We start from the raw sequence: 19,078 nt of genomic DNA, 5'->3' as shown, positions 1-19,078 counted from the left end.
CCGTCATCCTGCCGGACACCGACACCCGGCCGACACCCCCTGTGGAGAGGCCGGGCAGGTCGGTGTCGGCAGCGCCGCTCAGCACAGGACGTCAGCGCAGAGCGTCGGCGCGGTCCGATCAGCGCAGGACGTCGGCGCGGTGCACGAGTGCCGCGGCGCCGATGAGCGGGCCGTCCTGCGACAGCGCCGTCGGCACGATGCGCACCTTCGTCACGAACCCGAACTCGACGCGCTCCGCCACCGCTTCGCGTGCGTACTCGAACAGGTCCGGCGTGACGTGGGAGAACCCGCCGCCGATCGCCACGACCTCGAGGTCGACGAGGCTCGTCGCCGCCGCGATCGCCTGCCCGAGCGCCCGGCCGCTGCGCTTGACCGCGGCGACCGCGATCTCGTCGCCGGCCGCGTACGCCGCCGACAGTTCTTCGCCGGTGGACCCGTCGAAGCCCTGGCGCTGCGCCCAGGCGACGGTCTTCGGGCCGCTGGCGATCGCCTCGAGGCAGCCGGTGCCGCCGCAGGCGCACGGGTCGTCGTAGCCGCCGCACTCCACGTGCCCGATGTGCCCGGCGTTGCCCGTCGGGCCGCTGACGGTGCGGCCGTGCAGGATGAGGCCACCGCCGACGCCCGTCGACACGATCATGCCCATGACGTGGTCGTACCCCTGGGCCGCACCGACCCAGTGCTCGGCCAGCGTGATCGCCAGGCCGTCCATGCGCAGCGTGACCGGCACCCCCTCGGGCACGAGCGCGGCGATGCGGTCGCGCAGCGGGTGGCCGCGCCACACCGGCATGTTGAGCGGGGAGACGAGGCCGTGCTCCTCGTCGACGGGGCCGGCCGAGCCGACCCCGACGCCGACCAGGGTCGCGTCGGTGGGGACCGTGGCGAGCGCGCTCGTCACGACCTCGTCGACGGCGGCCTGCAGCTCGTCGGACGTACGCTGCGGCCCGGTGGGGCTGCGGAAGCGCGTGCCCGGCAGGACGACGCCCTGGTCGGTGACGAGCGCGGCCTCGACCTTGGTGCCGCCGAGGTCGACGGCGAGTGCGAGGGCGGGGGGCTGGGGTGCGGTGCTGGACATGCGCGCTCCGATGCGGCGGTCTGGAGGCCCGGGGCGGCTCCCGGACGCGGCGTCGCGTCCGGTGGGCCCCGGCCTGGCAGGTGGTGGGTCGGTCGGGTCAGGTCGTCGTGCGGTGGATCAGGTCATGTCGCGGTGGGTCAGTAGGAGCTGGTGTCGTCGCCCTGCGACGACGCGGCACCGGTCTCGACGCGGTGCGCGACCTCGTCGAGGATGCGCGCGGACGCACTCGTGCCGATGCGGTTCGCCCCGGCGTCCACCATCTCGAGCAGGGTGTCGAGCCCGCGGACACCGCCCGAGGCCTTCACGCCCGTGTCGGCACCGACCGTGCGGCGCATCAGCGCGATGTGCTCGGTCGTCGCCCCGCCGCCGGCGAACCCGGTGGAGGTCTTCACGAACGCGGCACCGGCGGACTGCGCGGCACGCGAGGCTGCGACGATCTCGTCGTCGGTCAGGAACGCGGTCTCGAGGATCACCTTGACGACGGTGGACCCGGCGGCGTCGACGACGGCGCGGATGTCCTGCTCGACGCGCTCCCAGTCGCCGGACTTCGCGGCGCCGATGTTCTGCACCATGTCGAGCTCGAAGGCGCCGTCGGCGAGGGCCTGCAGCGACTCGGCGACCTTGGCCGCGGTGGACGTGGTGCCGTGCGGGAAGCCGATGACCGTCCCGACGCCGACGCCGGTGCCCCGGAGACGCTCGACGGCGTAGGCGACGTCGCTGGGCCGGACGCACACGCTGAAGACCCGGTACGCGGCGGCTTCGTCGAGCTGGGCGTCGACGTCCGAGCGGGTGAGCTCGGGCTTCAGGATCGCGTGGTCGATGAGGCCGCGGACGGCATCGGCGGTGACGGGGAAGGCTGCGTTGTCCACCCGGCAAGCCTACCCGTCAGGCGTGCCGCGTAGCGTTCCGGGCATGCAGGTCCTCGTCACCGGCGCCACCGGGTACATCGGCGGTCGTCTCGTCCCCCGTCTCCTCGAAGCCGGACACTCCGTGCGCGTGTTCGTGCGCAACCCCCGGAAGCTCCAGGACGTCCCGTGGAGCAGCGACGTCGACGTCGCCGAAGGAGACCTGCAGGACGCCGACGCGGTCCGCGCCGCGGTCGACGGCGTCGAGGCCGTGTACTACCTCGCCCACGCGATGGGTGCCGACGGCGACTTCGAGTCCGCGGAACGGCAGGCGGCCGAGACGATGGCGCACGAGGCGAAGCGTGCCGGCGTCAGCCGGTTCGTCTACCTGGGCGGCCTGCACCCCGACGGCGACCTGTCGAAGCACCTGCGCAGCCGGAAGGAGGTCGGGGAGATCCTGCTCCACTCCGGCGTGCCGACGATCGCCTACCAGGCCGGCGTCGTCATCGGTTCCGGCAGCACCTCGTTCGAGATGATCCGGCACGTGACCGACGTCCTGCCGTGGATGCCGGCACCGCGGTGGGTGCGCAACCGGATCCAGCCGATCGCCGTGCGCGACGTCCTGTACTACCTGGTCGCGGCGCTCGACGTCCCCGCCGACGTCAACCGCACCTTCGACATCGGCGGGCCGGACGTCCTGCGCTACGGGCAGATGCTTAACGGCTACGCGGTCGAGGCGAAGCTGCGGCAGCGCCCGATCACGGTCCTGCCGGTGCTCACCCCGCGCCTCGCCGCACACTGGTTCAACGCCGTCACCCCGATCCCGCGCAAGCTGGCGACGCCGATCATCGAGTCGCTGCAGTTCGAGTGCGTCCAGCGCGAGCACGACATCGACGACGTCGTCCCGCAGCCCGAGGGCGGGCTCACGTCGTACCGCCGCGCCGTCCGACTGGCCCTGAACAAGATGCGGTCCGGCGAGGTGCAGACGAGCTGGCGGAGCGCCACCCTGTCGAGCGCCTCGGCCGACCCGATGCCGACCGACCCGGACTGGGCCGGCCACACCGTCTACGTCGACGACCGGAAGCGTCACTCGACCGCCTCGGCGGAGGACGTCTGGCGCGTCGTCGAGTCGATCGGCGGCGAGAACGGCTGGTACTCGTTCCCGCTGGCCTGGGTCGCCCGCGGCTGGATGGACAAGGTCGCCGGCGGCGTCGGGCTCAGCCGTGGTCGTCGTGACCAGGACCGACTCGAGCAGGGCGACGCCCTCGACTGGTGGCGCGTGGAACGCCTCGAGCGCGGTCACTACCTGCGGCTCCGCGCCGAGTTCAAGTCACCCGGGCGCGCCTGGCTCGAGATGACCGTGACCCCGAACCCCGAGGGCGGCAGCGACTACCACCAGCGGGCGATCTACTTCCCGCAGGGCCTGCCCGGACGGCTGTACTGGTACGGGATCCTGCCCTTCCACGGGATCATCTTCCCGGGCATGGTCGAGCGCATCACCGCGGCCGCCGAGCGCGAGTCGGACAACACCGAGTCGACGCAGCGCAACCGGACCCAGCACAATGGGAGTCCGGAACCGGCGAACGAGGAGGCAGCATGACCGAGGAACGCAGTCCCGTCCTGTTCCTGGGGGACAGCATCACGGCCCAGGGGTCGTGGGACAGCTGGCTCCCCGACGAGCAGACCCTGAACCAGGGCATCAGCGGCGACACGACGGACGGCGTGCTCGCACGGCTCGACGCGGTCGTCGCCGAACAGCCCGAGGTGATCGTGCTGCTGATCGGCACGAACGACTTCGGCAACCACCGGGCGAGCGCCGAACACGTCGTCCGCAACGTCGAGACGATCCTCATCACCCTGCGGCGCGAGCTGCCCGGTGTCCGGCTGCTGCTCGTCTCCGTCCTGCCCCGCCAGGCCGAGTACACAGCGAAGATCGAGGAGGCGAACCGGCACCTGCGGCAGTTCGTCGCGACCTGCCACGCGCAGTACCTCGACGCCTGGCCCGCGCTGGCCGACGGCGACCACCTCGGCGACCGCTTCACCGACGACGGCCTGCACCTCACCGACGAGGGCTACCGGGCCTACCTCGGCGAGCTGGTCCCCGCGCTCGAGCGTGTGCGGGGTCTCCCGCCGATGTCCCGGTCCTTCACGGCCATCGACCTCGACGAGGCCCCCGCCTGATGGCTGCCCGCAAGGGACGACCTCCAGTGGGGTCGTCGCAGAACGGCGTGCCCGCCGCACCGGTCCGACCGACCGCGGGGACGACGAACACCCGTGCCACCCCGGGGTTCACCCGGCCGGCACTCGCGCCGTCGCTCATCGCCGCGATCGTCCTGCTCGCCTGCGTCGCGATCATCGACTCGTCCGGCTTCGTCTTCGCCCGCTGGGGCATCACGGTGCTGTCCCTCATCGTGCTCGTCTTCGCGGTGCGCGGGAAGACGTGGTGGGCCGCCGTGCTGATGGCCGCCGTCGCCGTCTGCTGGAACCCACTGGTCACGGTGCCGATCCCCGGCCAGGTGTGGGCCGCGTTGCAGATCCTGGCTGCCGCCCTGTTCATCGTGGTGGGCATCGCCGTCAAGGTGCCGCGCGAGGCGGACGCACCCCGGGCCTCCTGACCGGCTCCGCTGACCGCCTGCGGAACCGACCGGGCGGGCGGACGGTAGGATCGCAGGGTCGGGTACAGGACCCGGCAGCACGACCCGAAGGGCATGGATGAACGACGAGACCGAGCCGGTGACCGAGAGTCCTCTGCTGACCCCTCGACCGTCCTCCGGCGGTCTCGACCGGCCCGACGTCGTCGTCCGCAAGGGGCGACTGACGCTGCTCAACGGCCACCTGACGCCGCAGCAGTCGATGATCGAGGACCTGTTGTTCCTGGACGACGCGCTGACCGAGGCGGACGTCGACCACCTGCTCATCCGCGGCAACGACGAGCGTCCGGTCATCGCGATCGACGAGCGGGACCGGCAGCGTGCCGAGAGCGCCGTCATGGCCGCCGCCGTCAACGAACCGTTCTACGCGAAGCCGCCGGGCGAACCGGCCGTGCTCGTGCAGGACGACGGTCTCGGGCCGGTCGACGAGCCGGTGCTGCGCGTCTTCCGTCCGCGTCTCGAGCCCCTCGGGCGGCTGCGCTACGGCGCCGAGACGAGCGTGCAGCTCGAGTTCTGGCGACTCACCGACACCGAGGTGCTCGCGCCCGTCGAGAACGCGCTGATGCGCCGCAGCCTGCCGGTCGACGAGTTCGTGCTCGTCGACATCGAGCGCTACGGCCGCACCTGGCGCACCGTCGAGCACATGTTCGACGACCACGTCTCCGACATACGGTTCCCGATCGACATCGTCTTCTCGTGGGTCGACGGCAACGCCATCGAGTACCAGCGCGCCCGCCAGGCAGCGCAGGCGACGGCCGTCCTGGGCGAGGGCGACGACGCCCCCGCACGGTTCCGCCAGATCGACGAGCTGAAGTACGCACTCCGCTCGGTGCACACGTTCGCACCGTGGATCCGCCAGATCTACATCGCCACCGATTCACCCGCTCCGCACTGGCTCGCCGACCACCCCAAGGTCCGCATCGTGCGCAGCGAGGAGTTCTTCGCCGACCCGTCCGTGCTGCCGACGCACAACTCGCAGGCCGTCGAGTCGCAGCTGCACCACATCCCGGGCATCAGCGAGCACTTCATCTACTCGAACGACGACATGTTCTTCGGCCGCACCGTCGACCCCTCGGTGTTCTTCAGCCCGGGGTCGGTGTCGAAGTTCATCCTCGCCACCACCCGCATCGGCCTCGGCGTGAACAACGCCGCGCGCAGTGGGTTCGAGAACTCCGCGCGGGTCAACCGTCGCCTGTTGCAGCAGCGGTTCGGTGCGGTCACCACCAGGCACCTCGAGCATGCGCCCACCCCGCTCCGGTCGTCCATCATGACGGAGATGGAGCACGAGTTCGCCGACGAGTTCCGTGCCACGGCGGCGTCGCGCTTCCGTGCTGCCGAGAACATCTCGGTGACCAACTCGCTCTACCACTACTACTCGTTGCTCACGGGTCGGGCGATCACGCAGGAGAACGCCGACGTCCGCTACATCGACACCACGATGCAGTCCGGGCTGCGGTCGCTCGACGAGTTGCTCAAGAAGCGGAACGCGGACTTCTTCTGCCTGAACGACGGCAGTTTCCCGGAGGTCAACGACGAGGAGCGGACGCAGCGCGTGACCGACTTCCTCGAGCGCTACTTCCCCTTCCCCGCGCCGTGGGAGCGCGACAGCGTCTAGAACGCGCCAGCGTTCTGCTGTCGCGCTCCGGGCGAGCCTGCGAGCCCGGCGCCGAAGCCCGGCCATGCGCTCCGGGCGAGCCTGCGAGCCCGGCGCCGAAACCCAGCCACGGCTCCGGGCTCGGCGCCGACCGCCGTCCGCCGACCGGTCACGGCCTGTCGGCGCCCGCCCCGTCAGACGACGCAAGCTGACCACTCGACACACGTCTCGCGGTGGGTCATGACCACCGGCCGGACGGGAGGCCCGTGGCGGCCCCGCCACGCGCCTCCCGACCGCCCCGCCCCGTCGCCGACCGCCGACCGGTCACGGCCTGTCGGCACGCGCGCCGTCAGACGACGCAAGCTGACCACTCGACACACATCTCGCGGTGGGTCATGACCACCGGCCGGACGGGAGGCCCGTGGCGGCCCCGCCACGCGCCTCCCGTCCGCCGTGGGCGCACGCTCACCGCACATGGTGAGCACAAATGGTCGGGTCCGCACTGCGGACCCGACCATTGCTGCTCACGAAGTGCGGCGACCTACCGGTGGACGGGGGAGACCGGCACCGAGTCGAGCGTGAAGACCGGGATGCTCGAGGTCACCGGAGCCGGTTCGACCGCGGGCGGGATCGTGACCCCGTGCGCTGCGAGGCGGGCCTCGGTCTCGACGGCCGACACGGGTTCGCCGACCGTGGAGTAGTGCCCGATCGGGACGACCGAGTGCACGACGTTGTGGCCGTAGACGTGCACCAGGTTGAACGACTGCGCGCCGTCCCGCCCGCGCGTGCCGCCCTGGAACTCGGTGAGGTCCTGCGTGTAGCACGTGGCGCTGGCGACCGAGACGGGGATGCCCGCGAAGACCGCGCTGGTCGAGTAGTGCAGGTGTCCGGCGATGATCGACAGGACGTCACTGCCCTCCACGACCTCGGCCAGGGCTTGCTGGTCGCGGAGCTCGACGAGGACGGTCAGGTCCTGCACGCTCGGCACGGGCGGGTGGTGCATCGCCAGGATGGTGCCGTGCGGCGCAGCCTCGGACAGGACCTCGGCCAGCCAGTCGAGCTGCTCGGGGGAGACCTCGCCGTGGTGGTGGCCCGGGACGCTTGTGTCGAGGGTGATCACCCGGAGACCGTTCACGTCGTAGACGAAGTCGACCGGGCGGTCGGTGGGGTGCAACCCGAAGAGCTCCTGACGGAACGCGCCGCGCTCGTCGTGGTTGCCCATCGCCCAGATGACCTGGGCACCGATCCGGCGGGCAGCCGGCTCGACGATCTCGCGGACACGGGCGTAGGCACCCGGTTCGCCCTTGTCGGCCACGTCGCCGGTGACGACGATCGCTTCGGGCCGGGTGCCTGATGCTTCGATGTCCGCGACGATCTCGGTGAGCCGTGCGGCGGAGTCGACCCCGCCGTACAGATCACCGTCGCCGGAGACGAGGTGGGTGTCGCTGAGGTGGAGGAGGAAGTGGTTCGGCCTGGGGTGTTCGGCCGTCCGGCTGTCCATCGGGGTCTCATTCCGTTGGCGGATGCGTGGTGCAACACGTTGCCACACCGTCCTGGATGAGTCCAGCACGTGTCGGTGAACCAGCCGTGAACTGGGGGCGGCGTTTCGCCCATCGCACGAAGAAACCCCCGCCACGTGGTGGCGGGGGTTCCTGTCGTCGTGCTTAGCGCTTTTCCTCGACCTGCGGGGCCTGGTGGCTGCCCTCGAGGTCCGGGCCGTGGTGGGCGGCGTGCGCTGCCTCGAGCTCGGCCTTCGAGACCGGCTCGATGCGGTCTTCGAAGAAGAAGCGGGAGACGCTCGCACGGGCCTTCTGGACCACGGTGATCTGCCCCTTGGCGTTCGGGCGGATCATGAGCGGCTTGTACTCGTTGAACTGCAGCAGCTTCCAGCGCTCGTACTCGTCGAGCTGCTCGTGCACCTCGATGTACTCACCGTGGGGGAGTCGGACGATGCGACCGGACTCGTAGCCGTGCAGGACGATCTCGCGGTCCTTCTTCTGGAGTGCGAGGCACACGCGCTTCGTGATCCAGAAGGCGACGAACGGGCCGAGGACCGTCGTTGCCTGGATCACGTGGATCACGTGTTCGATCGACACCAGGAAGTGGGTCGCGATGATGTCCGACGACGCCGCAGCCCAGAGGCTGGCGTAGAGCGTGATGCCGGCGGCACCGATCGCCGTGCGGGTCGGGGCGTTGCGCGGACGGTCCAGGATGTGGTGCTCGCGCTTGTCGCCGGTGATCCACGACTCGAGGAACGGGTACAGCAGGATCGCGAGGATGAGCAGCACCAGGACCGCGATGGGCGCCAGGATGTTGAACGACACCGTGTAGCCGAACCACACGACCTCCCAGTGCGGCGGCACCAGACGCAGTGCGCCGTCGGCGAAGCCGATGTACCAGTCGGGCTGGGTACCGGCGGAGACCGGCGAGGGGTCGTACGGGCCGTAGTTCCAGATCGGGTTGATCGTGAACATCGACGCGATGAGGGCGATGATGCCCGCGACGATGAAGAAGAACCCGCCGGCCTTGGCGGCGAACGCCGGGAGGATCGGGACACCGACGACGTTGTCGTTGGTCTTGCCCGGGCCAGCGAACTGGGTGTGCTTGTTGATCACGACGAGCACGAGGTGGACACCGAGCACCGCGACGAGGATCGCCGGCAGCAGCAGGATGTGCAGCGTGTAGAGGCGGCCCACGATGTCGGTGCCCGGGAACTCGCCACCGAAGAGCAGGTAGGCGATCCAGACACCGATCACCGGAACGCCCTCGATCATGCCGACGATGATCCGCAGACCGTTTCCGGAGAGCAGGTCGTCGGGGAGCGAGTAGCCGGTGAAGCCCTCACCCATGGCGAGGACCCAGAGCAGGAAGCCGAAGACCCAGTTGAGCTCACGCGGCTTGCGGAAGGCACCGGTGAAGAACACGCGGGCCATGTGCAGCATGATCGACGCCACGAACAGCAGGGCCGCCCAGTGGTGGACCTGGCGGACGAAGAGCCCACCGCGGATGTCGAACGAGATGTCCAGCGTGGACTGGAGCGCCGTCGACATCTCGACGCCCTTGAGCGGGACGTACGTGCCGTTGTAGACGACCTCGGCCATGGAGGCCTGGAAGAAGAACGTCAGGAACGTACCGGAGAGCAGGACGACGACGAAGCTGTACAGCGCCACCTCGCCGAGCATGAAGCTCCAGTGGTCCGGGAAGATCTTCCGGCCGACTTCCTTGACGAGCCCTGAGATGCTGGTGCGCTCGTCGATGTAGTTCGAGACCCCGCCGATGATGCGGGATCCGCGCTCCGGAGCCGGCTTGTTGGCCGTGCTGCTCGGTGCCGTGGTGGTGGGGGTGCTGGTCATCAGCGTTCACGCTCCCAGAAGGACGGTCCGACCGGCTCGTGGAAGTCGCTCTGGGCAACCAGGTAGCCGTCGTCGTCGATCGCGATCGGAAGTTGGGGGAGGGGGCGTGCGGCCGGACCGAAGATGACCTCGCAGTTGTTCGAGACATCGAAGGTGGACTGGTGGCACGGGCACAGCAGGTGGTGCGTCTGCTGCTCGTAGAGCGCGACCGGGCATCCGACGTGGGTGCAGATCTTGGAGTACGCGACGATGCCGTCGTAGCCCCAGTTCTCGTGGCCCTTGGACGGGTTGAGGTCCTTCGGGTCGAGACGCATGAGGAGGACGGAGGCCTTGGCCTTCTCCTCGAGCATGTGCTCGGAGTCGAGCATGCCGTCCGGGATGACGTGGAACACCGAACCGATGGTCACGTCCGAGGCCTTGATCGGCAGACCCGTCGGGTCCTTCGTCAGGCGCAGGCCCTGCTTCCAGAAGGTGTGGCGCAGGAGCTCGTTCGGGTCCTCGGCCGGAGCGAGGTCGCGGACCAGGACGATGCCCGGCAGCGGGAACGCGGCCAGCGCACCGATCATCGAGTTGCGGATCAGCTTGCGACGGCTGAAGCCGGACTCCTTGTCGGCCAGCTGGAAGGCCTCGACGGCCTTGGCGCGCGTCGCGTCCGTGCCGCGGGTGCCGTGGCGGAGCTCGGTGATCTCGCGGTCGACGACGAGCGACTTCGACCAGTAGACCGCGCCGAGGCCCAGCGCGATGAGCGCGAGGGCGATCGAGAGGCCGAGGAAGAGGTTCGCGGTGCGGACCGTCCCGAAGTCGTTCGAGTCGATCGGGAACGCGACGTAGGCCGCGATCGAGAGGACGCTGCCGACGATCGAGAGGTAGAAGAAGGTCGCGACCTGACGCTCGGCCAGGCGCTGCTTCTTCGGGTCGACGTCGGTGCGGCGCGCGCGGTGCGGCGGCTCACCCGGGTTCTCGAACGGGTCGGTGGGCAGCACCGCGATCCCGGGGGAGGTGGTCGTGCCGTGCTTCTCGACAGCCGAGGACGAGTTCAGCGTCTCGTCGTCGTGCTCTGCCATGGTGTTCCCTTCAGTGTCGTTCGACACGGACGATCAGTTGGACTTCGCGGTCAGCCAGACGGTCATCGCGACGACCGCGCCGAGTCCGAAGATCCAGATGAACAGGCCCTCGGCCACCGGGCCCAGGGAGCCGAGTGCGAACCCGCCGGGCGACTTGTTGTCCTGCACGTACTTGAGGTACGTGATGATGTCGGCCTTCTGCTCCGGCGTGAGGTTCAGGTCGTTGAAGACCGGCATGTTCTGCGGGCCGGTCTGCATCGCCTCGTAGATGTGCTTGCCGGAGACCGTCGACAGGTTCGGGGCGTACTTGCCCTCGGTCAGGGCACCGCCGGCGCCGGCCACGTTGTGGCACATGGCGCAGTTGATGCGGAAGAGCTCGGCACCCTCGGCCGCGTCGCCGTCCTCACCGTTGGTGAGTTCGGTGGACGGGACGGCCGGGCCGGGGCCCAGCGAGGCGACGTACTCGGCGAGGGCGTCGACCTGCTCGTCGGTGAACTGCGCGGGCTTCTCTTCGGCCTGCGGACCCTGGGCGGCCATCGGCATGCGGCCGGTGCCGACCTGGAAGTCGACCGAGGCGGCGCCGACACCGATGAGGGACGGACCCTCGCTCGTGCCCTGGGCGGAGAGGCCGTGGCAGGTCGCGCAGTTCGAGGCGAAGAGCTTCTGGCCCTCGTTCACCTTCGACTGGCTGGTCGCCGCGACGGTGCTCGTGCTGTCGTCGGCGTTGGCCGTGGAGCTGAAGAGCGCGTACGCACCGCCGGTGGTCATGAGGCCGACGACGATGAGCGAGACGGTCGCCATCGGTGAACGGCGGCCCTTCTTGGTCTTGGTTCTGTTGAACATGTGCTCGGGGGTGTCCAGTTCCTACTTGAGAAGGTAGATGACGGCGAAGAGGAAGATCCACACGACGTCGACGAAGTGCCAGTAGTACGACACGACGATGGCGGTGGTCGCTTCCTTGTGACCGAAGTTCTTCGCGGCGAAGCCGCGGCCGAGCGTCAGCAGGAAGGCGATGAGGCCACCCGTGACGTGGAGGCCGTGGAACCCGGTCGTCATGTAGAAGGCCGAGCCGTAGGCGCTGGAGGAGAGCGTGACGCCCTCGTGCCAGAGGTTGGCGTACTCGAAGATCTGGCCGCAGACGAAGATCGCGCCCATCGCGTAGGTGACGAAGAACCACTCCGTCATGCCCCAGTGGCGCGGGTTCCAGCTCGTGCGGTGCACCTGGAAGCGCTCTGCAGCGAACACGGCGAACTGGCACGCGAAGCTGGACAGCACCAGGATGATCGTGTTCACCGAGGCGAAGGGCACCTCGAGCTTGGAGGTTTCGGCCGCCCACAGCTCGGGGGACGTGCTGCGCAGCGTGAAGTAGATCGCGAACAGGCCGGCGAAGAACATGACCTCGCTGCCCAGCCACACGATCGTCCCCACGGCAACGGCGTTCGGCCTGTTCAGGGCCGGACCGCTGGCGGATCTGGAGAGAGGGGTGCTAGTCACGTCCTCCATTATGGCCGAAACCCCAGACAGTGTTTTCGCAGGAGACTGGCGGGTCTCTCGAATTCACTACGATCGAGCCATGCCTGACGCACTCTCTTGGCCTGCAGTGATCAGCGCGCTCATGGCGCGCGAGGACCTGACGATCAGGCAATCCACATGGGCCATGGAGGAGATCGTGCACGGGCGCGCCACCCAGGCACAGATCGCCGCGTTCGCCGTGACGCTCCGCGCGAAGGGCGAGACCGTCGACGAGGTGGTCGGGTTCCGCGACGCGATCCTCGACGCCGCCGTTCCGCTGGACGTCGACCCGATGGCGTTGGACATCGTCGGCACGGGTGGGGACGTCGTCGGCACCGTGAACGTCTCGACGATGGCGGCGATCGTCATCGCCGCCGCCGGGGTGCCCGTCGTGAAGCACGGCAACAAGGCGAGCTCGTCGAAGTCCGGTTCGAGCGACGTGCTCGCCGCACTCGGGCTCGATCTCACGATGGACGCCGCGCGTGTCGCGGACACCTTCCGGCGTGTCGGACTGACCTTCGCGTTCGCGAACGCGTTCCACCCGGGCTTCGCGCACGCCGGGCCGGTCCGCCGCGAGATCGGCGTGCCCACGGTGTTCAACTTCCTCGGGCCGCTCGTCAACCCCGCACGGTGCGAAGCGAACGCCGTCGGCGTCGCGCAGCTCGACCTCGTGCCGATCATCACGGGCGTGTTCCAGACCCGCGGCGCGACCGCCCTGGTCTTCCGCGGCGACGACGGCCTCGACGAGCTCACCACCACCGGCCACAGCCACATCTGGGAGGTCACCGGCGGGCGCATCATCGAGCACGACCTCGACCCGCGCGACCTCGGCATCGCACGTGCACGCACCGAAGACCTCCTCGGTGGCGACCCCGAGCACAACGCAGCCGTCGTGCACCGCGTGCTGTCGGGGGAGACGGGCCCGGTGCGCGACATCGTGTTGCTCAACGCCGCAGCGGGACTGGTCTCCTTCCGTCTGGCGCAGGACCCGACCGAGTCCGACCGACCGATCCTGCAGCGCTTCCGCGAGCAGCTCGCGGTGGCCGCCGAGGCGATCGACTCCGGCGCCGGCACCCGCAAGCTGGCGGACTGGATCGCGGTCCCGACCGCGACCGACGCGCAGTAGACGCAACTGACGGGAGGCCCGGTGCCGGTTCCAGGAACCGGCACCGGGCCTCCCGTCGGTGCGTTCAGTGCACGCGGTCAGCGTGCGCCTGCGTCGCTACTGGACGTCCTCGTCGACCCAGTCGAAGGTCTTCGTGACGGCCTTCTTCCAGAGGCGGAGCGTGCGCTCGCGCTCCGCGGCGTCGAGCTGCGGCTCCCAGCGCTTGTCCTCCTGCCAGTTGGCACGGAGCTCGTCGAGGTTGGCCCAGAAGCCCACCGCGAGACCGGCCGCGTAGGCCGCGCCGAGCGCCGTCGTCTCGGCGACGACCGGACGCACCACCGGCACGTTGAGGATGTCGGCCTGGAACTGCATGAGCTCGTTGTTGGCGGTCATGCCGCCGTCGACCTTGAGCTCGGTCAGGTCCACGCCCGAGTCGGCGTTCACCGCGTCGAGGACCTCGCGGGTCTGCAGCGCCGTCGCCTCGAGGGCCGCACGCGCGATGTGCCCCTTGTTGACGTAACGGGTCAGGCCGACGATGGCGCCGCGAGCGTCCGGACGCCAGTACGGCGCGAAGAGCCCGGAGAACGCCGGCACGAAGTACACGCCGCCGTTGTCCTCGACGGTCTTGGCCAGCGCCTCGACCTCCGGGGCACTGCCGATGAGACCGAGGTTGTCGCGGAGCCACTGGATGAGCGAGCCCGTGACGGCGATCGAGCCCTCGAGTGCGTAGTGCGTCTCCTGGTCGCCGAGCTTGTAGCCGACGGTGGTGAGCAGGCCGTTCTCGGAGCGGACGATCTCGGTACCGGTGTTGAAGATGAGGAAGTTGCCGGTGCCGTAGGTGTTCTTCGACTCGCCCTGGTCGAACGCCGCCTGGCCGAAGGTCGCGGCCTGCTGGTCGCCGAGGATGCCCGCGATCGGGACCTCACGGAGCAGGTTGGACGACTCGACGTGGCCGTAGACCTCGGAAGAGCTGACGATCTCCGGGAGCATCGACTTCGGCACACCGAAGTCGGCGAGGATGTCGTCGCGCCACTGGAGCGTCTCGAGGTCCATGAACAGCGTGCGGGACGCGTTCGTGACGTCGGTCTTGTGGACGCCGCCGTCGACGCCACCGGTCAGGTTCCAGAGGACCCAGGTGTCGGTGGTGCCGAAGAGCAGGTCGCCGGCCTCGGCCTTCTCACGCGCACCCTCGACGTTCTCGAGGATCCACATGATCTTGGTGCCGGCGAAGTACGTCGCGAGCGGGAGGCCGACGATGGCCTTGTAGCGGTCGGTGTCTCCGTCGGCGAGCTTGTCGACGATCGACTGCGTGCGGGTGTCCTGCCAGACGATCGCGTTGTAGATCGGCTTGCCGGTGGTCTTGTCCCAGACGACGGCGGTCTCGCGCTGGTTCGTGATGCCCACGGCGGCGACGTCGTGACGCGTGATGTCGGCACGCGACAGTGCCTGACCGATCACCTCGCGGGTGTTGTCCCAGATCTCGGCGGGGTCGTGCTCGACCCACCCGGCGCGCGGGAAGATCTGCTCGTGCTCCTTCTGCCCGGTCGAGATGATCGAGCCGGAGTGATCGAAGACGATCGCTCGGGTGGAGGTCGTGCCCTGGTCGATGGCGACGATGTAGTCGGCCATTGGTGCTCCTTACGGGTGTTCGGTGCGGTGAGCGGCACGCGATCGCGGGCCGCTCACCCCGGGGTTGGGTTGGTTCAGCTGACGACGGGCAGCAGCGCGAGCGACAGCACGGCGGCGAGTGCACCGCCGACGAGCGGTCCGACGACCGGCACCCAGGCGTACGACCAGTCGCTCGAGCCCTTGCCCTTGATGGGCAGGAAGGCGTGGGCGATGCGCGGGCCGAGGTCACGGGCCGGGTTGATGGCGTAGCCGGTCGGGCCACCGAGGCTGACACCGATCGCGATCACGAGGAAGGCGACGGGGACGGCGCCGAGTTCCGCAGGTGCCTTGCCGTTCGTCATCGCGAGGATGACGAAGACGAGCACGAAGGTGCCGATGATCTCGGTCACGACGTTCCAGCCGTACGACCGGATCGCGGGCCCGGTGGAGAACACGCCGAGCTTCGCAGCGGCGTCGGGCTCCTCGTCGAAGTGCTGCTTGTAGGCGAGCCAGACGATGACGGCACCGATGACCGCGCCGATCATCTGCGCGAGCCAGTAGATGAGCATCGTGCCGACACTGATGTTGCCGAGGATGGCTTGGGCGAGGCTGACGGCCGGGTTGAGCTGGCCGCCCGACTTGTAGGACACGAGGACGCCGGCGAAGACCGCGAAGCCCCAACCGATCGTGACCATGAGGAAGCCGGCCCCGAAGCCCTTCGACTTCGTGAGGGAGACGGCGGCGACGACACCGCCACCCAGGATGATGAGCATCGCTGTACCGACGAGCTCGGACAGGAACTTGACGCCGATGTCGTCCATCGGTGACCTCCAGTGCGTGAGGTGGGGGTCCGGTGGTGCTGCGCCGCACTCCCCGTTGAGTGATTGAGGCCGAGCCTAGTGACGAGGCGAACGACGCGGCGATGAATTCCTGAGGGAAGTCCGGGATCGTGCACGAACGTGCAACCGGCGTGCGCTGCGGGGGATCGCGAGCCGGTGACGCGTCCCCGTCGCACTGCACGAACGTGCAGACCGGACGAACGAGCGCCCGGGCGTCGGATGTAGATTGGGCGCACTCCGGTCGACGACGGCGGTGTGCAGTTCGCCTCGGCTCGGCCCCGTACCCGTGGAGGCACGCGCATGAAGAAGCTCATCAACGACCCGCAGGCCGTGGTCGACGAGACCGTCCGGGGATTCGCCCGGGCACACGCCGGACACGTCGTCCTGGTCGAGGACCCGATCCACCTGCACCGCTCCGACGCACCCGTCGCCGGCAAGGTCGGCATCGTCAGTGGCGGCGGCAGCGGACACGAGCCGCTGCACGCGGGCTTCGTCGGGTACGGCATGCTCGACGCCGCCGTCCCGGGCCCGGTGTTCACGAGTCCGACCCCCGACCCGATCGTCGCGGCCACCAAGGCCGTCGACGGCGGCGCGGGCGTCCTGCACATCGTGAAGAACTACACCGGCGACGTCCTGAACTTCGAGACCGCCGCCGAGCTCGCCGAGATGGACGACATCCGCGTCGAGGCCGTCGTGGTCGACGACGACGTCGCCGTGCAGGACTCGCTCTACACCGCCGGTCGCCGCGGCGTGGCCGGCACCGTGGTCGTCGAGAAGTGCGCCGGTGCCGCGGCCGAGCGCGGTGACGACCTCGACGCCGTCGCCGCGATCGCCCGCCACGTCAACGACGTCACGCGGTCGATGGGCCTGGCCCTGGCGTCCGGCACCGTGCCGCACGCGGGGGAGCCGTCCTTCACGCTCGCCGACGACGAGGTCGAACTCGGCATCGGCATCCACGGCGAGCCCGGGCGCGAGCGCATCCCGATGGCACCGGCCGACCAGCTCGTCGACCGTGTGCTCGAACCGATCCTGACCGACCTCGACGCCCCGGCCGGCTCGAAGCTGCTCCTGCTCGTCAACGGCATGGGCGGCACCCCGCTGTCCGAGCTGTACATCGCCTACCGCCGCGCCGCCGAGGTGCTGACGGACCGCGGGTACGACGTCACGCGTAGTTTGGTCGGCGACTACGTCACGTCCCTCGAGATGCAGGGGTTCTCGCTCACCGTCACGGTGCTCGACGAGGAACTCACGGCACTCTGGGACGCACCGGTGGAGACCCCGGCACTGCGCTGGGGCCGCTGAGCGGCCGAGTACGGCCGCTCGACCACCGACCACGACACCGAGCCCACCGGGCCGGAAACACGAAGGGAACCGCATTGGCGCTCGACACCGCATGGGCCATCGACTGGGTCCGTCGCACCGCTGCGACGATCGACGAACACCGGGCCGAGCTCGTCACGCTCGACCGCGAGATCGGTGACGGAGACCACGGCGAGAACCTCGACCGCGGCTTCCGCGCCGTGCTCGAGGCCGTCGACGGCGGGTCGTTCGACACGCCCGGTGCCGTGCTGAAGACGGTCGCGACGAAGCTCATCTCGACCGTCGGCGGCGCCGCCGGCCCGCTGTTCGGCACCGCGTACCTGAAGGCAGCCCAGGCTGCTGGCGACGCGACCGAGTTCGACGCCGACACGCTCGTCGCCGTGCTCGCCGCAGCCCGCGACGGCGTGGTCTCGCGCGGCAAGGCCGCCGTCGGCGACAAGACGATGGTGGACGCCTGGACCCCCGCGGTCGACGCCGCCACCGCAGCCGCCGCAGCCGGTGACGACCCGGCAGCGGTGCTCGCCGCCGCGGCCGACGCCGCCGCCTCGGGCGCCGAGGCCACCGAACCGCTCGTCGCCCACAAGGGTCGTGCGAGCTACCTCGGCGAACGCGCCGTCGGGCACCGCGACCCGGGTGCGCAGTCGACGGCGTACATCCTGCGTGCCGCGGTGCACGCGACGACGGGTTCCGCCGCGTGACCGTCGGCATCCTGATCGTCTCGCACAGCGCTGCGATCGCCTCCGGCACCGTCGAGCTCGCCCGCCAGATGGCGGCCGACGTGCCGCTCGTCGCCGCGGGCGGGACCGACGACGGCGGCATCGGCACGTCGTTCGAGGCGATCACCGCCGGCATCGAGGAGCTCGCCGACGCCGACGCCGTCGTCGTCCTGTGCGACCTCGGTTCGGCCTACCTGACCACCGACACGGCGCTCGACTTCCTCGACGACGACGTCCGCGCACGCGTGCACGTCTCGCAGGCGCCCCTCGTCGAGGGCGCGGTCGCCGCGGCCGTCGCGGCCCAGACGGGTGGTGACGCCGAGGCAGTGCTCGCTGCTGCGGCGTCCGCCGCAGGCTCCGCGGACGACGCGAGCACTACCTCCCGTCCGTCCGGTGACCAGCCGGGAGGCCCGGGACCGGGTGGCGGGGCGGCCAGCGTCGACGACGTGGCCGCGTCCGAGAGCGTCGAACTGGTGAACGAGACCGGCCTGCACGCCCGTCCCGCGGCGGAGTTCGTGAAGACGGCAGCCAAGTACGACGCAGCGGTGCGCGTGAACGGCGTGGACGCGAAGAGCCTGCTGGCGATCATGGCGTTGGCACTGCCGAAGGGCGCCACCGTGTCGATCGAGGCGAGCGGGACCGATGCGCAGGTCGCGGTCGACGCGCTGGTGGAGCTGGTGCGGAGCGGCTTCGGCGAGTAGCCCTCGCCGGTCGTCGTCCCGCGCTCAGCGGATGGACACCGTGCCGGCCAGGTCGAGGTCCGACGGCCCGCCGGTGACACCCGCGTCGGCAAGGAGCGTCGCGCCGAACACCGCGCTCCAGAACGTCCGGGCATCACGGCCGACACCACTCGGACTCGTCCAGCCGTGCTCGGCGACGACACGCTCGAGGTAGCGCTCCGACTGCCGGAACAGGACCGCGAGCAGGAGTCGCACGCGCTCCCGCTGGGCGTCGTCGTCACCGGCGGCGGCCAGCGCGCGCACGACGAGCAGTGTCGACGGCATGGCGAGCGCGGTGCGTGCGAGCACCTGACGGAACGCGTCGGCGGATCCGGCGCGCCGACCGGCTACCTGCAGGCGCGTGGTGTCGCGGAGGAAGAGCGCGAAGGCGGCGTCGAGGACGAGGCGGTCCTTCGAGCCGTAGTGGTGTGTGATCTGGTTCGGGTAGACCCCGGCCGCACGGGCGATCTCGCTGACGGTGACGGCGTGGCGTGCGGTGCTCGCTCCGCCCGCGTCACTGGCGCGTGCGGTGCTCGCTCCGCCCGCGCCACCGGCTGCACCTGCGCTGAGGAGTCCGGCGGTCGCGGCGAGGATCCTCGCCCGGGTCGCTGCGCCGCGGGTCGTCCGGGCGCCGTCGGTGGTTGCCATCTCTGAATTGTACGTGGTACAACTCAACTTGT

18 protein-coding genes are annotated in these 19,078 nt (G+C 69.9%); 8 read left to right on the top strand and 10 right to left on the bottom strand.

The window, feature by feature from the left end; genetic code table 11:
* Window positions 1-118 precede the first annotated feature (118 nt).
* A complete protein-coding gene (locus EDF23_RS02030) occupies window positions 119-1,072 on the bottom strand; it encodes an ROK family protein (protein ID WP_123938024.1) in 954 nt (317 codons plus the stop codon).
* A gap of 137 nt (window positions 1,073-1,209) precedes the next feature.
* The gene (gene deoC / locus EDF23_RS02025; protein WP_123938023.1) at window positions 1,210-1,941 is read right to left on the bottom strand and encodes a deoxyribose-phosphate aldolase; all 732 of its coding nucleotides are present in this window, start codon (window positions 1,939-1,941) and stop codon (window positions 1,210-1,212) included.
* Between the two features lie 43 nt (window positions 1,942-1,984).
* Between deoC and EDF23_RS02020 the strand changes: the two genes are divergently transcribed.
* The 4 genes from EDF23_RS02020 to EDF23_RS02005 all read left to right on the top strand — a co-directional run bounded on the left by EDF23_RS02020 (window position 1,985) and on the right by EDF23_RS02005 (window position 6,183).
* Window positions 1,985-3,517: an SDR family oxidoreductase gene (locus EDF23_RS02020; protein WP_123294425.1), complete on the top strand. Its 1,533-nt coding sequence runs from the start codon at window positions 1,985-1,987 to the stop codon at window positions 3,515-3,517.
* Window positions 3,514-4,098, top strand: a complete 585-nt coding sequence (locus EDF23_RS02015) for a GDSL-type esterase/lipase family protein (protein WP_123938022.1) — start codon at window positions 3,514-3,516, stop codon at window positions 4,096-4,098. Before EDF23_RS02020 ends, EDF23_RS02015 begins: the two co-directional genes overlap by 4 nt.
* Before the next feature lie 47 nt (window positions 4,099-4,145).
* Window positions 4,146-4,532, top strand: coding sequence for a DUF6804 family protein (locus tag EDF23_RS02010; RefSeq protein ID WP_123294462.1), 387 nt, complete (start codon window positions 4,146-4,148; stop codon window positions 4,530-4,532).
* A gap of 97 nt (window positions 4,533-4,629) precedes the next feature.
* Window positions 4,630-6,183, top strand: coding sequence for a stealth conserved region 3 domain-containing protein (locus tag EDF23_RS02005; protein ID WP_131920177.1), 1,554 nt, complete (start codon window positions 4,630-4,632; stop codon window positions 6,181-6,183).
* Window positions 6,184-6,703: 520 nt separating this feature from the next.
* Here the strand turns inward: EDF23_RS02005 and EDF23_RS02000 are convergent.
* The 5 genes from EDF23_RS02000 to EDF23_RS01980 form a co-directional block, all read right to left on the bottom strand.
* Window positions 6,704-7,663, bottom strand: a complete 960-nt coding sequence (locus EDF23_RS02000; protein WP_123294422.1) for a phosphodiesterase — start codon at window positions 7,661-7,663, stop codon at window positions 6,704-6,706.
* A gap of 163 nt (window positions 7,664-7,826) precedes the next feature.
* Window positions 7,827-9,515 carry a ubiquinol-cytochrome c reductase cytochrome b subunit gene (locus EDF23_RS01995; RefSeq protein ID WP_131920174.1) on the bottom strand — a complete coding sequence of 563 codons (1,689 nt, stop codon included), beginning with the start codon at window positions 9,513-9,515 and terminating at the stop codon, window positions 7,827-7,829.
* The gene (locus tag EDF23_RS01990; protein WP_111084029.1) at window positions 9,515-10,579 is read right to left on the bottom strand and encodes a Rieske 2Fe-2S domain-containing protein; all 1,065 of its coding nucleotides are present in this window, start codon (window positions 10,577-10,579) and stop codon (window positions 9,515-9,517) included. Before EDF23_RS01990 ends, EDF23_RS01995 begins: the two co-directional genes overlap by 1 nt.
* A 33-nt stretch (window positions 10,580-10,612) precedes the next feature.
* A complete protein-coding gene (locus EDF23_RS01985) occupies window positions 10,613-11,422 on the bottom strand; it encodes a cytochrome c (RefSeq protein ID WP_123294420.1) in 810 nt (269 codons plus the stop codon).
* A gap of 21 nt (window positions 11,423-11,443) precedes the next feature.
* Entirely contained in the window at window positions 11,444-12,082 is a 639-nt protein-coding gene (locus EDF23_RS01980; protein ID WP_111084027.1) for a heme-copper oxidase subunit III, read from the bottom strand.
* A 70-nt stretch (window positions 12,083-12,152) separates the two neighbouring features.
* Here EDF23_RS01980 and trpD point away from each other — a divergent pair, with 70 nt between their 5' ends.
* Window positions 12,153-13,217: an anthranilate phosphoribosyltransferase gene (gene trpD / locus EDF23_RS01975; RefSeq protein WP_123294419.1), complete on the top strand. Its 1,065-nt coding sequence runs from the start codon at window positions 12,153-12,155 to the stop codon at window positions 13,215-13,217.
* Window positions 13,218-13,313: 96 nt separating this feature from the next.
* Here the strand turns inward: trpD and glpK are convergent, their stop codons facing one another.
* Entirely contained in the window at window positions 13,314-14,825 is a 1,512-nt protein-coding gene (gene glpK / locus EDF23_RS01970; RefSeq protein ID WP_111084025.1) for a glycerol kinase GlpK, read from the bottom strand.
* A gap of 74 nt (window positions 14,826-14,899) precedes the next feature.
* Window positions 14,900-15,625 carry an MIP/aquaporin family protein gene (locus EDF23_RS01965; RefSeq protein WP_123294418.1) on the bottom strand — a complete coding sequence of 242 codons (726 nt, stop codon included), beginning with the start codon at window positions 15,623-15,625 and terminating at the stop codon, window positions 14,900-14,902.
* A gap of 318 nt (window positions 15,626-15,943) precedes the next feature.
* On the opposite strand from EDF23_RS01965, the gene dhaK reads away from it, so the two are divergent.
* The 3 genes from dhaK to dhaM all read left to right on the top strand — a co-directional run bounded on the left by dhaK (window position 15,944) and on the right by dhaM (window position 18,380).
* The gene (dhaK, locus tag EDF23_RS01960; RefSeq protein WP_131920172.1) at window positions 15,944-16,945 is read left to right on the top strand and encodes a dihydroxyacetone kinase subunit DhaK; all 1,002 of its coding nucleotides are present in this window, start codon (window positions 15,944-15,946) and stop codon (window positions 16,943-16,945) included.
* Window positions 16,946-17,019: 74 nt separating this feature from the next.
* Window positions 17,020-17,661 carry a dihydroxyacetone kinase subunit DhaL gene (dhaL, locus tag EDF23_RS01955; protein ID WP_131920170.1) on the top strand — a complete coding sequence of 214 codons (642 nt, stop codon included), beginning with the start codon at window positions 17,020-17,022 and terminating at the stop codon, window positions 17,659-17,661.
* Window positions 17,658-18,380: a dihydroxyacetone kinase phosphoryl donor subunit DhaM gene (dhaM, locus tag EDF23_RS01950; RefSeq protein WP_131880111.1), complete on the top strand. Its 723-nt coding sequence runs from the start codon at window positions 17,658-17,660 to the stop codon at window positions 18,378-18,380. Before dhaL ends, dhaM begins: the two co-directional genes overlap by 4 nt.
* Window positions 18,381-18,404: 24 nt before the next feature.
* Here dhaM and EDF23_RS01945 read toward each other — a convergent pair whose 3' ends face one another.
* Window positions 18,405-19,046, bottom strand: a complete 642-nt coding sequence (locus tag EDF23_RS01945; RefSeq protein ID WP_131920169.1) for a TetR/AcrR family transcriptional regulator C-terminal domain-containing protein — start codon at window positions 19,044-19,046, stop codon at window positions 18,405-18,407.
* Window positions 19,047-19,078 lie beyond the last annotated feature (32 nt).

It is taken from the genome of Curtobacterium sp. PhB128, assembly GCF_004340725.1.
Lineage (GTDB): Bacteria > Actinomycetota > Actinomycetes > Actinomycetales > Microbacteriaceae > Curtobacterium.
Note: the sequence above shows the minus strand (reverse complement) of the source record. Positions and strands in the feature narration are given on the sequence as shown.

Bases quoted from the DNA above. Each gene is read 5' to 3' on its own strand.
- EDF23_RS02030 (WP_123938024.1), bottom strand. From the start codon at position 1,072: ATGTCCAGCACCGCACCCCAGCCCCCCGCCCTCGCACTCGCCGTCGAC.
- EDF23_RS02020 (WP_123294425.1), top strand. From the start codon at position 1,985: ATGCAGGTCCTCGTCACCGGCGCCACCGGGTACATCGGCGGTCGTCTC.
- EDF23_RS02015 (WP_123938022.1), top strand. From the start codon at position 3,514: ATGACCGAGGAACGCAGTCCCGTCCTGTTCCTGGGGGACAGCATCACG.
- EDF23_RS02005 (WP_131920177.1), top strand. From the start codon at position 4,630: ATGAACGACGAGACCGAGCCGGTGACCGAGAGTCCTCTGCTGACCCCT.
- EDF23_RS02000 (WP_123294422.1), bottom strand. From the start codon at position 7,663: ATGGACAGCCGGACGGCCGAACACCCCAGGCCGAACCACTTCCTCCTC.
- EDF23_RS01995 (WP_131920174.1), bottom strand. From the start codon at position 9,515: ATGACCAGCACCCCCACCACCACGGCACCGAGCAGCACGGCCAACAAG.
- EDF23_RS01990 (WP_111084029.1), bottom strand. From the start codon at position 10,579: ATGGCAGAGCACGACGACGAGACGCTGAACTCGTCCTCGGCTGTCGAG.
- EDF23_RS01985 (WP_123294420.1), bottom strand. From the start codon at position 11,422: ATGTTCAACAGAACCAAGACCAAGAAGGGCCGCCGTTCACCGATGGCG.
- EDF23_RS01980 (WP_111084027.1), bottom strand. From the start codon at position 12,082: ATGGAGGACGTGACTAGCACCCCTCTCTCCAGATCCGCCAGCGGTCCG.
- trpD (WP_123294419.1), top strand. From the start codon at position 12,153: ATGCCTGACGCACTCTCTTGGCCTGCAGTGATCAGCGCGCTCATGGCG.
- glpK (WP_111084025.1), bottom strand. From the start codon at position 14,825: ATGGCCGACTACATCGTCGCCATCGACCAGGGCACGACCTCCACCCGA.
- EDF23_RS01965 (WP_123294418.1), bottom strand. From the start codon at position 15,625: ATGGACGACATCGGCGTCAAGTTCCTGTCCGAGCTCGTCGGTACAGCG.
- dhaK (WP_131920172.1), top strand. From the start codon at position 15,944: ATGAAGAAGCTCATCAACGACCCGCAGGCCGTGGTCGACGAGACCGTC.
- EDF23_RS01945 (WP_131920169.1), bottom strand. From the start codon at position 19,046: ATGGCAACCACCGACGGCGCCCGGACGACCCGCGGCGCAGCGACCCGG.